The sequence below is a fragment of the Ktedonospora formicarum genome, assembly GCF_016587355.1.
Lineage (GTDB): Bacteria > Chloroflexota > Ktedonobacteria > Ktedonobacterales > Ktedonobacteraceae > Ktedonobacter > Ktedonobacter formicarum.
Window position 1 is genome coordinate 3914623 of record NZ_BNJF01000001.1, and the last position, 12953, is coordinate 3927575.

General features: G+C 54.3%; 10 protein-coding genes. 2 read left to right on the top strand and 8 right to left on the bottom strand.

Annotation, left to right across the window (positions count from 1 at the left end):
• The first annotated feature begins 341 nt into the window (after positions 1-341).
• Together mutS and mutL are read left to right on the top strand one after the other, a co-directional pair.
• Positions 342-3047 (top strand): DNA mismatch repair protein MutS, encoded by a 2706-nt coding sequence (mutS, locus tag K3T82_RS16925; protein WP_220194616.1) that lies wholly within the window; start codon positions 342-344, stop codon positions 3045-3047.
• Positions 3044-4813 carry a DNA mismatch repair endonuclease MutL gene (gene mutL, locus K3T82_RS16930; RefSeq protein ID WP_220194617.1) on the top strand — a complete coding sequence of 590 codons (1770 nt, stop codon included), beginning with the start codon at positions 3044-3046 and terminating at the stop codon, positions 4811-4813. The genes mutS and mutL overlap by 4 nt, the downstream gene beginning before the upstream one ends.
• A 5-nt stretch (positions 4814-4818) precedes the next feature.
• Here the strand turns inward: mutL and K3T82_RS16935 are convergent, their stop codons facing one another.
• The 8 genes from K3T82_RS16935 to K3T82_RS16970 all read right to left on the bottom strand — a co-directional run bounded on the left by K3T82_RS16935 (position 4819) and on the right by K3T82_RS16970 (position 12953).
• On the bottom strand, positions 4819-5643 hold the full coding sequence (locus tag K3T82_RS16935) for a hypothetical protein (RefSeq protein ID WP_220194618.1): 825 nt from the start codon (positions 5641-5643) through the stop codon (positions 4819-4821).
• A gap of 171 nt (positions 5644-5814) precedes the next feature.
• Positions 5815-7242, bottom strand: coding sequence for an MFS transporter (locus K3T82_RS16940; protein ID WP_220194619.1), 1428 nt, complete (start codon positions 7240-7242; stop codon positions 5815-5817).
• A 279-nt stretch (positions 7243-7521) separates the two neighbouring features.
• Entirely contained in the window at positions 7522-7749 is a 228-nt protein-coding gene (locus K3T82_RS16945) for a DUF951 domain-containing protein (protein WP_220194620.1), read from the bottom strand.
• Between the two features lie 15 nt (positions 7750-7764).
• Positions 7765-8460: a nicotinate-nucleotide adenylyltransferase gene (gene nadD, locus K3T82_RS16950; RefSeq protein ID WP_220194621.1), complete on the bottom strand. Its 696-nt coding sequence runs from the start codon at positions 8458-8460 to the stop codon at positions 7765-7767.
• A 58-nt stretch (positions 8461-8518) separates the two neighbouring features.
• Positions 8519-9604: a mechanosensitive ion channel family protein gene (locus tag K3T82_RS16955; RefSeq protein WP_220194622.1), complete on the bottom strand. Its 1086-nt coding sequence runs from the start codon at positions 9602-9604 to the stop codon at positions 8519-8521.
• 318 nt (positions 9605-9922) lie between these two features.
• Entirely contained in the window at positions 9923-10897 is a 975-nt protein-coding gene (gene gluQRS / locus K3T82_RS16960) for a tRNA glutamyl-Q(34) synthetase GluQRS (RefSeq protein WP_420799307.1), read from the bottom strand.
• Positions 10894-11580: a Maf family protein gene (locus tag K3T82_RS16965; protein WP_220194624.1), complete on the bottom strand. Its 687-nt coding sequence runs from the start codon at positions 11578-11580 to the stop codon at positions 10894-10896. The genes gluQRS and K3T82_RS16965 overlap by 4 nt, the downstream gene beginning before the upstream one ends.
• Before the next feature lie 56 nt (positions 11581-11636).
• On the bottom strand, positions 11637-12953 hold the full coding sequence (locus K3T82_RS16970; RefSeq protein WP_220194625.1) for a class I SAM-dependent RNA methyltransferase: 1317 nt from the start codon (positions 12951-12953) through the stop codon (positions 11637-11639).

Below are 12953 nucleotides of genomic sequence, written 5' to 3' on the forward strand. Positions count from 1 at the left end.
GCGCCGTGCCCTCGTATGGGGGTTGGTTTTCGTATAAGATCTTAGACAAATGAAAGGACTGTCCTCTAATACGTATTAACTGCCTCGTAAGTTCCCTCTACTGCGCGATAAATGCCCTATCTGGCATGATTCGGGTCCATTTCCGAACACTGTTCGAAATATGAACAGAATTCGGAATGAGGATAATCATCTCATATGGGATGACCGGGGTGGCGGGACTTTGAGGCACATGGCGATGGGAGCCTGCATAACCTGCTTTTGACATGTGCGTGAGAATAGTATAATGTAAGATCCGTCAATATTGAAATCTATGTAGCCAGTAGTAGAGGGAAATGAGGTTCATGACGACGCCCGCACGTAAGCAATATCTACGCATCAAGAGCCAGCACACCGATGCGCTTCTCCTCTATCAGGTGGGAGACTTCTATGAGACCTTTGATGAAGATGCACGTATCGCGGCCCGTGAGCTTCAAATTGTTCTGACGAGCCGTATGTATGGTAGCGAGGCGGTTCCTCTGGCTGGTATTCCTCTTCATGCCCTCAATAACTATATTGGGAAACTTATCACGGCTGGCTACAAGGTTGCGGTCTGCGAACAGGTGGGCGAGGTCGTAGGAAGAGGGGTCGTAGATCGTGAGGTTACGCGCATCCTCACAGCGGGCACGCTTTCCGAGCCTAACTTGCTTCCAGCTCGCCAGAACAATTATCTGGTCGCTATTGCGCAAGGTCGCGTGCAGAGTGGACTTGCTGCGGTCGATGTCAGCACCGGAGAGTTCCTGGTAACATGGTTTCGTGCCGAGGAGCTACCAGTCGCCCTGGATGCCGAGTTACAGCGCCTCAATCCCGTTGAATGTTTGCTCGCGGATGGCAGCAATCGCGAGGCATTTCACTTTCCAACCCGGACGATTACTTTGACGGATTGCCCCGTATCTTTTTTTACCTTCGAGGCTGCTCAGGAGCGCCTCTGTAAGCTTTTTGGTGTGCAATCGCTTGAGGCATATGGCTGCGCGCATGTGCCCCAGGCCGTTTCTGCTGCGGGCGCTATCGTGGCCTATCTGGAAAAGATGAATGGTGGTTTGTTGCCATTGCTCACCAGTTTGCGTTCTTATAACACGACAAACTATATGGTGCTAGATGCACATACGCAGCGTAATCTTGAACTCTTGCAGGGAACCAGGAGCGGTGGCGTGCAAGGGAGTCTTCTGAGCGTGCTGGATCGTACAATCACGCCGATGGGTGCGCGTCAGGTACGCAAGACGCTGACGCAACCCTTGCTGGATCTTAATGAACTGGATGCGCGCCTGAGCAGCATTGAGGAACTTTTCGAGAGTCCCGCATTGCGTAGTCGCTTCACTATGTGCCTGCAAGCTTTTAGCGATATGGAGCGGATCTCCGGGCGTGTGCGCCAGGGAACGGCGACCCGTAATGAAGTTCTGGGCTTGCGTGATAACCTGGAACGCGTGCCAGAATTGCGCGATCTGCTGCTCGGTTGCGACTCACTCCTCTTGCGTGAGCTTGCCGATGAGGCGGGCAACTGCCAGGAGGTAATCGATCTTGTGGACGTGGCCTTAATGCGCGCCGGGGATGAGGATGAGGATGGCGATGATGGGCGTCTCATTCGCCGAGGATATAACGAGGAACTGGATGCGCTCTATGCCTCCATTTGGGATTCGCGGCGCTGGATGGTGACATTGGAAGCACGTGAGCGGGCGCGCACAGGCATCAAATCGCTCCGGGTGAGCTACAACAAGGTCTTTGGCTACTATATTGAGGTCAGTAACGCCAACCTCAAGCTTGTTCCCGATGACTACATGCGCAAGCAAACGCTGGTCAATGCCGAGCGTTTCATCACGCCGGATCTCAAAGAGCATGAGGCGCGTATCCTTAGTGCCGTCGAGCGCATTGAAGAGATGGAGAAGAGCATCTATAGCGACCTCCTGCGCCAGATCAGCACCTACTATGTGCGTCTCGTCGATACTGCTAGAGTTATCGCGCGAGTCGATGTCTTGCTCAGCTTCGCAGTAGTTGCTATCCACCAGGGCTATATCAGACCTCAGTTGGAGCAGGGACATGGGCTTGATATCCGTGATGGACGCCATCCGGTTGTTGAGTATACCCTCGATGGCGATGTATTTATACCCAACGATACGCAGATGGAGGCCGATGATGGCAAGCGTATCATGTTGCTGACTGGTCCCAATATGGCGGGTAAGTCAACTTATTTGCGTCAGGTCGCGCTGATCGTGTTGATGGCCCAGATTGGGTGCTTTGTGCCCGCGAAGTATGCGCGCCTGGGACTTGTGGATCGCGTCTTCACGCGCGTAGGAGCCGAGGACGATATCGCGGCGGGGAAGAGCACCTTTATGGTTGAGATGGAGGAGACTGGAACCATCTTGCACCATGCCACGCGTCATAGCCTGCTGATCCTCGACGAGATCGGACGAGGGACCAGCACCTATGATGGATTGGCAATTGCGCGTGCGGTGGTGGAGCATCTGCATGATCGTCTGGGCGCGCGTACACTCTTCGCCACCCATTATCATGAATTGGCCTCCCTGGCTGACGAGATGCCACACCTGGGTGTGTATACTATGGCGATTAGTGGCGAGGATGAGGGGAGCAGCATTGTTTTCCTGCATCGCGTAATCGAGGGCTGCGCGGGTCGCAGCTATGGTGTGCATGTGGCGCGGCTGGCTGGTATGCCCATGAGCATCGTCGAGCGTGCGGAAGAGGTTCTGCGTCAGCTTGAGGAGGGGCAGCAGATGAGCGAGAGTCGTCTGATCCTATTACCGGAGAGCAAGGAGACAGCAGAGCGTAATGGTCAGGCTCGAATCGCGGAAGAAGCCGTAAGCTACCAGGGAGATGTTTACTGGCAGAGCGAGGAGGCACGCCGGGTTGCTAGCCGCCTGGAGGCAGGCGAAGAGCTTGACGCCAGCACGTTTAATGCCTACGCCATAACACCACTGGATGCCTTAAACCTGCTTTTCTTGAGTCAGCGCTGTAGCGCCGAGCGCAAGCATACGCGGGAAATGGAGCGCAAAGCATGAGTCAGCTAGTGGAGCAGGAGCGATATGGAGAGCGTAAACCTATTATCGTCTTGCCAGATGAGGTCGCCGAGCGTATTGCCGCTGGTGAGGTTATCGAGCGGCCTGCCTCGGTCATTAAAGAGCTGATCGAGAATGCTCTAGATGCCCAGGCGCGCGACATCAAGATTGAGGTGCGTGGCGGTGGTCTGCTTCTGATGCGAGTGAGCGATGATGGTATTGGTATGCCTGAAGATGATCTAGAGCGTGCCTGCCTGCGCCATAGTACCAGCAAGCTTACTACCGTTGAGGATCTGGAGCGCCTGGGTACGCTCGGTTTTCGCGGCGAGGCGCTGGCGAGTATCGCTACCATTGCCGAGATGACTTTGCAAAGCCGGGCGAGCGAGACAGCAGAAGAGGATGCTGAGCAGCCCGCAAGCTGGATTACATTACGGGGTGGAGAGGTCATCGAGCGTGGGCTCAAGGCGCGCCTGCCCGGCACCACGGTTACTGTGCGCGACCTCTTCTACAATGTCCCGGCCCGGCTCAAGTTTATGCGGGGAGCGCGTACCGAGAATGGACATATCCTGCAACTGGTGCGTCGTACCGCCCTGGGTTATCCAGGTGTACGTTTTACCCTGGTTCTTGATGAGCATATCGCGCTTCAGACCAGTGGCTCTGGCGACCTCAAAGCCGCGCTGACTGAGATCTATGCCTTACCCCTGAACGAGATGCTCCATGAGGTCGAGCGTGGCGTGGGCGAGAATTGCCGTGTGCATGGCTATGTAGGTAATCGTGTGCTCGCGCAAAGTGGACGGCAGTATGTCACACTCTTTGTTAATGGGCGCTGGGTGCAGTCGCGAGCGCTCTATGAGGCACTTGAGAAGGGTTATCGCAGCCTCCTTCCCAAGGGCAAGCACCCTCTGCTGATTCTGTATATCGAAGTCGCACCGGACGAGGTCGATGTGAATGTGCATCCCGCCAAGATCGAGGTACGCCTGGCACGCGAGCAGGAGGTACTCAATCTGCTGACTGAGGCTATCCAGGCGGTTTTGGAGCGTAGTCCCATCTTACCGGAGGAGGTGCGCTTTCCTGGGCCAATGCTGGCGAACCAGCGCCGTCTGCCTGGTCCGCGCCGTCGAGGCTTGCATGTGAGCGAGACAGCGCGTGAGTATCTGGCTGAGGCTGCTCCTGTTGATTCGGCGGAGATTATTGCCCAGTTGAAGCCTCTGGCCCAGTTGCAGCGTGCCGTCATCCTGGCGGAGGCCCCCGATGGCAGCCTCTATCTGGTTGATCAACATCGCGCGCATGAGCGCGTGATCTATGAACATCTGCGCAAGACCTATGCCGCTGGTCTGGATGGAGGAGAGGAGGCGAATGGGCATATGCTCTTAGAGCCAGTCATCGTCGAAATGAAGCGTCATCAGGCCGAGATGTTGGAGGCGCGCTTGCCAATGTTGCGCGGACTGGGATTGGAGTGTGAGCGCTTCGGTGGAAGAAGCTTTCTGGTCCGTTCAGTCCCCGCTGGCGAGGGCTATGAGCAGTTGGCATCTTATGCGCAAGAATTAGTGGAGATAGCCGCAGAGGATAATGAGGAGTGGGAGCAGAGCCTGCTCATTGGCCTATCGTGTCGCTCGGCACTCCGGCGAGGGCGTGAACTTAGCCAGGGTGAGCAGCGATCTCTGCTGGCATCTCTGGCGCGCGTACAAGTGCCCGCCGCCTGCCCACATGGGAGCCCTATTCTATTACACTACAGCCGTAGTTTCCTTATTGAGAAGTTTGACTGGTAAGCAAGCTAGCGGCGTAGACCGCGTACGGTTAGTTCCGCGATAAGCAAGAAGACAATATCAAAGGCGATGAGTACGATGAGCGCGAAATCGACGCGAGCGGCGATGAAGGCGCTTAGCGCGATAACTTGTCCCAGGTGTTGGGTGTACCAGAGCAACCCCAGTATCAGTAGTACCAATACTGAGAGACCAATCATGAACCAGCGCGCGCCAGTCCAGTCCTGGCGACTGGGCCAGAGTTCGGAGGTCACAGTCAGGATCAGGTAAGGCGCGAAAATCAGGGTCCACCAGGGCCAGTCTGGACGCAGAAGGCGGAGCCCGGTATGCGGGTCCAGAGGGATATCCCACAGGTTATAGCCAGTCGCGATCCAATAAAGGAAGGCGAACATGATAATGCCGCCAAAGAGTGGTGCTATCCCGCTCAAGCCATCACCAACATAGCTCATAAAGCGGCCCTGTGGGCGCACATACTGAACCTCACCTAGCTGAAGTGATTGGCGTCCCCCATTACGCATGACTCGTCCGATATTATCGCGAACCACCGTGGGTCGGACACGAAAGAGGGTAATACTCGTCACGCGAAAGCCGAAAGGGGTAAAGAGGAGTACGACCGCCGCGTGACTGAGTTCATGCAGCATTACACCGGGCGCATTGATCCAGAACCAGATGAGCCGTCCGCGTGCTCCCAGAAGCCAGTAACCTATCTCATCCACTCGATAGCGTAGAGCCTTGCGTGTGACGCGCAGGAGCATAAAGAGCACCAGAACTCCTCCCAGTGTTAACCAGGGTTGGTATGGCGCTATCTGTTCCAGAATACGGGTCTGGGTATCCATCGGCTACTACTACCCCCTCTAACAAATCATGCGCGACGATCAAGGACATGGGTCAATTGTTGCATAGCTGTTGACCATGATCCTGCTAAATATTGTAGACTCTGGACCGGGGCACGTCAACGTCCGGTTTCCAATTGTACGGTGAGCGTGCCTCCTGGTTGCAATTCTGCTCTATACCGCTTCCTTCTGTTCCTTCTGCTCCTTCTGTTCCTGTGGTTTGAGAATTTGTGGGCGCCCTGTCTTACTCAGAGACGATATCTGGTGCTTACGCTCATAATAGATACACCAGGCTCCGAAAGCCAAGTGACAGGCGGCGAGCAGGTAGAGCACACGGTCAATACCAAAGAGATCTGAGGCCGCACCTAGGAAGAGCAGCACTGGGATTGAGCAGGCGCTATAGACCACAATCTGAAGCGAGAGCACACGTCCCTTGAGATGATCGGGTGTCTCCTCCTGAATGGCGGTTTGCGAGGGAATATTGATAAAGTCCAGAGCGATCCCGGCGGCAAACATGAAGAGCGCAACCAGCAAGAGCAGCCAGGTATTGCCATTCCATGCCAGTGGATTAAGCATCTGAGTGAGCAGGGTCAATAAAGGAATAACGGTAATCGCTATCGCCAGACCCAGCGCGCCCAGGTGAATAGTGCGATAATGTCCGACACGCTTGACGATACGTGGCATCAGGATGGAACCTAACACCAGACCAATTCCTGCCGGAGCGAAGACCACCGGCATCATGTTGGCTGGCAGGTTGAGCAGGTCCTTGACCATAGGAGTCGCGATTTCACTGATCACGAAAATAATTACACCCGCGAAAGAGAGCTGTACAACCGCCAGGAAGAGTGGCTTATTAGTGCGTACAAAGCTCCAACCCTGTGCCATCTCCTGCCAGATATTGCCAATCATGCCAATTGTGTGTGTGGTCAGATCTTCGTCTTGCTGATTGATTGCTGGCGGTATAAAACTGCGATTGGGAATGAGCAGAATGAGTCCAGAGCAGAGCAAATAGAGTAACACCGTCGCCGCGAAGACCTGAACAAACGGATCAACAGTCAGGCCAAAGAGTTGGAAGGTTGGTAGGAAGAGAAGGGCAATGGGTGTTAACACCACAAAGCCGAGTGCCTGCGAGAGCATGATTGTGATATTAAAGAGCGAGAGTGCAGGCATTAATTCCTCGTCATTCACCAGCATTGGGATAGTGGCAGACTCGGCGGGCGCGAAGAACTGGCAGACAGTTGAGACAATAAAAGAGAGCGCGTAGATCGGGAGTAGAGCATCATGGTTGAAGAGTAGCGAGACAACAAAGAACAGACTGATAAGTCCGCGTAGGCAGTTGCTTCCCCAGAGCACGCGGCGCTTGGGCATGCGATCAACAATTACTCCGGCAGGTGCGCCAAAGAGCACCGCTGGCAGACTAAAGCTAATGATAGCGAGACCAAGCTGAGTCGTGGAGTGGGTAATGGCTTCGATGAGGAGCATGATGGCGCAATTGGAGGCATTAAAGATTGTCTGTGAGATCAATTGCGCCAGCCAGAGGCGCAGGAAGTCAGGCTTACGGAGGACGGTGAGAAACCCTCCTCTTCTCTGGGCTACTACCATGCGTTTGTCTGCTTTCTACTAGCCTTTATATACAGAAACCAATGCCACTCACGTGGCTAGCGTAGATTTTTTATATATACGAAAACCTGAGCGTGCCCTCGCATGAGGGTTGGTTTTCATATCAATCCGCGCTTCGTTTTCTGAAAGGCTGTAACGTACCACTCAATCATTTGAGCATTGTGGCTATCGGAGACGCTGTTTGGGCATCCAAAGAGTGTCCCCGATAGCGATTATTGCCGCGCCATCGCGGTGTGGAAGAACGAATATGCTTACAAGAGTCTATGATTCATAGGGATCATACTCGTCTTCGGGTTTTGGTAGGCGTGGTAACTTTTGCTTGATGCGGCGCTCAACTTCGGAGCGCGGAAGGAGAATACGCCGTCCGCACTTCTCGCAGCGCAAGCCGATATCCGCGCCCAGTCGTACTACCTCCCAGTCAAAACAACCACAGGGATGTTGTTTGCGTAGACGCAAACGGTCTCCCAACTCAAATTGTATCGGCTCCATCGTCTCCTGGCCTTTTTATGATATATAAAGATGATGCTCGCGAATATAGTCTACTACGGCATCTGGTGTTTGATAGCGTATTGGCTGTCCCTGAGCGACCCGCTGGCGCAGGTCCGTCGATGAGATGTCCAATAGAGGTGCCTGAACCAGACGTAAGCGTTGGGTGATGCCTGGCAAACGCTCCTCTAGCATTGTATTATACCCCGCATTGTCCAGTTTGCCAGCGGCGGTCTGACGTTGGGGCGAGTTTGCGGAGGAGGGATAGCCTGGACGACCAACGGCAACCAGGGCTGTCAGTTCCGCCAGGATTCCCTGGGGATTGTACCAGCCATGGAGATCAAGTAAGCTATCCCAGCCGATTATAAAATAGAAATGAGCTTTGGACCCATACTGCTCACGCAGGCGGTGCAGCGTATCGACGGTATAGGATGGGCCATCTCGGTCAATCTCGATCCGCGAACATGTAAAGTACGGATTTGTGGCGATGGCGCACTCAACCATCGCCAGGCGGCGGGACGCGGGAGTGGTTTGCTGATTGCGCTTGTGTGGTGGCTGTCCGGTTGGAATGAAGAGTATTGACGAGAGGTTCAGCGCCACTCTAACCTCTTCCGCAACTGCAAGGTGGGCGTTATGAATGGGGTCGAAGGTGCCACCCATGATGCCGATATGCTCACTCTGTGCGTCATGCTGTTGTGTCTGTTGCTGTGACAAGATACTTTCTCTCTACTCCTTCTGAAAAGGGCCTTTCCTTTACTGGTTTTATGGTTGGTTATATATTGCCAGCTGTTTCGGTGACCGTCAACTCGGCTTCTGGTAGCGCGTGGTAGAGCGCGAACATGACGTCAGTGATCGTATCGGTGTGTTCAATTGTGATCCAGAAGCGCACGGTCAGGGTAATCTTCTGCGCGGCGAAGCCACTAAAGTGGACCTGTGGTTCTGGTTTGGGGATGATAGTATCAACCTCCTTGAGCTTATTCACAATGAGACCCGGCGTCTCGTCTTTGACAAATTGCTCTTGTGGAATCGTCACGTTGATGGTAGCGCGGCGTTCGCCATAGTAGGAGCTATTGACCACCACATTATTGAAGAGATAGGCATTAGGTATCATGACCTCTTCGCCCGAGAGCTGGCGAAGCTTGGTCGCGCGTAACTGAATATCTTCCACGCGCCCGGTATAGTTGACGCCGATGCTATTGGTCGTGATAATGTTGCCAATATAAAAAGGGCGCTCGACCAGGAGATAGATGCCGGAAAACAGGTTCTTGACGATATCCTGAATGGAAACTGTGATTGCGACCGTCAACGCGCCCAGGATGGTCAACGGCGCGGTAATCGGAATGTTCCAGATTGAGAGCAGAACAAAAAATACAATCACAATTGTAATCAGATAGAAGATACGCCCGATCAGGGTGCGAATATTGATATCGATGCGGTTCTCGCCAAGCGAACGCATAATTAAATCGCGGATCGTGCGCGCCGCGCCCAGACCAAGAGTTACGACCAGCGCTGTCCAGAAAAGGCTGAAGAACACATCTGGTAGGTTTTCTGGCTTGATATGTAGCACCGCCAGGAACTCTGTATACCAGATCTTCAGGCTGCCAAAGTCCCAATCATAGATAGCAGGAATAACAATGGAGACGATGACAAGCGGTGGCACAAGCATCAGCGCGCCCAGAGTATGGATGATCCAGGCGTCTAACACCGTCCTCTTTAAGCGAACTAGCAGTTTGAGGCGCAACTGCAAACCTATAAAGATGGCTATCAATATGGCGACCACAATGATCGCTACACGTATTGCTGGCTGTATCATACTTAGTAACCAGGTAGAGTAGTCAAACTCCTGAATCCAAGGCATACGACCTACAAGAACCCTTCTAGGTTATGCTGTCATGCTGCTTGCCACTAAGGTCTTAGACGAAAACCAATGTTGCCCGAACGGTGGCTAGCGCTCTGTGCTCAGGTTTTCGATTTAAGGAGTAAGTGACGGGAGTAATGCACGCAATAGGACAGCATACAACATGTTATCAATCAGTATCGGTAGTTCATTGTCAGGGCATGACTCCTTTGTCAATGACTATCGCCTGTGTTGCGACATATTGCTCGTCTTTGAAGTGCCTATACAACCTCCCACAAGGCGCGGCGTTGCGCCATGGAAAGGCGGTATTTGGGCTAACTATAGCGTGATTTTTGCCATTATATCATATAGAGACCGGTGACAGGCTGAGAGAAGCTGTGAAGGAGTGAGAAGAGTACCATCGGGAATCAGGCCACAACTTGTCGCAAGCTGTCCGATGATATGTTGGGGTGTCTGCCCTGCGGCTCGTAGGGGAGCCAGCCCCATACTACCATCACGCTTGGAGAGCCGCTTGCCTGTATCGTTGTCCATGATCAGGGGCATATGCGCGAAGGTTGGTTCGGGGAAGCCTAGTACGCGGAAGAGGAGAAGCTGGCGCGCAGCGGATGAGAGCAGGTCCACACCTCGCACTACCTGATTGATACGCATGAGCGCGTCATCGACGACGACCGCAAACTGGTAAGCGAAGATGCCATCCGAGCGGCGCACGATGAAATCTCCAACCACCTGCCCAACGTCCTGTTCTACCGGACCCGCGACGAGATCATTGAAGCGTATGACGCTCTTCTCTGGCACGCGGAAGCGGAGCGAGGGCTGGCGTACACGGGCGCGTTCCTGGCGCTGGCGAGTACTCAAGTTGCGGCAGGTGCCGGGATAGCGTGGACCATCCTCGGCACCTTGTTGGGGTGCGCTCGCCGCGTGCACGATCTCGGCCCGGCTGCAATAGCAGGGATAGATGAGATCTGCCTGCTCAAGCTGCTTTAGATACGTATGATAGTGATGCAGTCGCTCGCTCTGTGTATAGGGGGCATGTGGACCACCACAATCGGGTCCCTCATCCCAATCCAGACCGAGCCAGCGCAGATCATAAAGCATTCGTTCAGTTGCTCCGAAGCGCACGCGTGGAAGATCGAGGTCCTCGATGCGTAGAATGAAGCAACCCTGCTCAAGGCGTGCGCACAGCCAGGCTAGCAGAGCCGTGCGCAGATTACCCATATGTAAGTCTCCAGTTGGGCTAGGTGCGTAGCGTCCTCGTATCTGGTTTGCTTGAGTGGGCGTGGTGCTTGGAATCAGGCGCTGGCTTCCTCTCTGCGCGCGAAGCGCTCTGACCAGGGGCAGCAAGGACAGGCGGGGTCCTCGACGGGCTCGCTCAGGGGAGCCACTCCAAAGTGAGCCAGCAACTCAACAAGGGTACAGAGTGGAAGCCCGACCACGTTCAGATAACATCCTTGAATGCGCTCGGTCGGTTGGAAGTCGGGATTCTGCACACCATACGCGCCTGCTTTGTCCATTGGGTCGCCGCTGGCGATATAGGCATCGATCTCTTCATCTGTGTAGGGACGCATCAAGACTGGTGTCATCTGGCTAGAACCATGCATAGTAATCTGTCCATCGATGATTGAAGCGACGACAACACCAGTGACCACACGATGCCAGCGACCACGAAGCGAGCGCAGGAGTGATCGCGCGTGCTCCTCATCGCGTGGTTTGCCGAGTACCTGATCGTCAAGAAGGACCGTCGTATCTGCGGTTACGACCAGGTTGGAGCGGGCCTCGGGCATTGTGAGAGCGCCAAGGGCCTTGTGGGCCGCTGTCCATTGTGCGAGGCCATCGATAGGGCCACGATAATGGGTCTGCATGGCGTCCTCGTCGATGGGAGCGATACCAATGGTATAAGGTATATTGAGCGCGGCGATAATCTGCCGCCGCCGGGGGGAGGCGGAGGCTAGCAGTAAAGATTTCTGATGATTTAGCATAAGATATTTACCTGGGTAATAACTATTTACAGAGACGAGATCAGATCTATGGTTGCTTAATTACGCTCAAGAACCGCGATACATTCGATATGCGCGGTTTGCGGAAACATATCGAGTGGCTGGATTGAGGTTAGACGATACGTCTTCTCTTCGCCGTGGCAGAGGGTATCCAGGTCTCGCGCGAGCGTAGATGGCTCGCATGAAATGTAGACGATACGTCCAACCGGGTAGCGCAATAGCGTCTCTAGAACGACTGGCTGGCAGCCCGCGCGTGGTGGATCGATAACGAAGCCATCCACCTGGGCGCTTAGATCTGGTAGTACATCTTCTACTTTCCCTTTGAGAATCTCAACATTGCTGGTCTCACGGGCGTTCCACTGGGCATCCTTAATCGCGCTGGGAGACTCCTCAATGGCGATGATGCGACCGAAGTGAGGTGCCATAAGGAGGGCAAAGGTTCCCACACCACAATAGGCATCAACGATAGTGAGCTTTGCCGGGTCCTCATCTGGCTGCCGATGCGAGAGCAGACCATCCATAACCATATGTGCCATTTTCTCAGCCTGCGGCGTATTGGTCTGGAAAAACGAGCTTGGGCGGATACGGAAAGTCTCGCCACCCACCTGCTCTTCCATGGTCTCTGCGCATACAGTCATTCCCATGTCGTTGAGTTGATGATTTATCTCTTCCGACTGTTGCGGCTGTAAGAGCATCTGCTCGGTATTGACGCCGTAGCGAATAATTACCTGTGGGCGCGGATGCTGGTATTGGCTGAGCACACTAAGCGCGCGGTTAATCCGCTCATGCGCGATAGGGCAGGAGATGAGCGGTAGAACGCGATGTGTCCCGCGCGCCGTCAGCCCAAGCTGCCCCTCACGGTTAACAGAAAAGCGCATCTGATTGCGATAATTCCAGGGGATCTCGCAGGGGACGGTCTCAAGCAAAGGAGGATCTGTAAATTGTCCAACCTCGCGTAAGAGCTGCCCTACCATCTCGCGTTTCCAGATCAACTGGTTTTCGTATTGCATATGTTGAAGCTGGCAGCCGCCACAGGTACCAAATACAGGGCAAGGGGCTACAACCCGCTCGGGCGCAGGCTCATGAATCTCTGTGATCCAGGCTCGTGGAGGGCGTGGCTTCCAGCGGCGGCTGCGACGCCCAGTTTTAGGTGTGGGCGGGTCTTCGACGGCAATGGTCACGCGTTCGCCGGGTAAGCCTGCCGGGATGGCAAGTTGGAGGAGCTTTGGCTCCTCCCCCTCGCCACCTGGAAAGTGAATTTCAGCGGTTGCGTGTCCCGAGCGTTGAAGGGAGCCAAGAGTTACCGTATGGTAATGGATGGCTCGCTCCTCATGGATATAAGTGCTCTCTGTCAT

Excerpts from the sequence above, each read along its gene's own strand:
- K3T82_RS16965 (WP_220194624.1), bottom strand. The coding sequence starts at position 11,580 with ATGCTAAATCATCAGAAATCTTTACTGCTAGCCTCCGCCTCCCCCCGG.
- K3T82_RS16970 (WP_220194625.1), bottom strand. The coding sequence starts at position 12,953 with ATGACAGAGAGCACTTATATCCATGAGGAGCGAGCCATCCATTACCAT.
- mutL (WP_220194617.1), top strand. The coding sequence starts at position 3,044 with ATGAGTCAGCTAGTGGAGCAGGAGCGATATGGAGAGCGTAAACCTATT.
- K3T82_RS16945 (WP_220194620.1), bottom strand. The coding sequence starts at position 7,749 with ATGGAGCCGATACAATTTGAGTTGGGAGACCGTTTGCGTCTACGCAAA.
- K3T82_RS16955 (WP_220194622.1), bottom strand. The coding sequence starts at position 9,604 with ATGCCTTGGATTCAGGAGTTTGACTACTCTACCTGGTTACTAAGTATG.
- mutS (WP_220194616.1), top strand. The coding sequence starts at position 342 with ATGACGACGCCCGCACGTAAGCAATATCTACGCATCAAGAGCCAGCAC.
- K3T82_RS16935 (WP_220194618.1), bottom strand. The coding sequence starts at position 5,643 with ATGGATACCCAGACCCGTATTCTGGAACAGATAGCGCCATACCAACCC.
- K3T82_RS16940 (WP_220194619.1), bottom strand. The coding sequence starts at position 7,242 with ATGGTAGTAGCCCAGAGAAGAGGAGGGTTTCTCACCGTCCTCCGTAAG.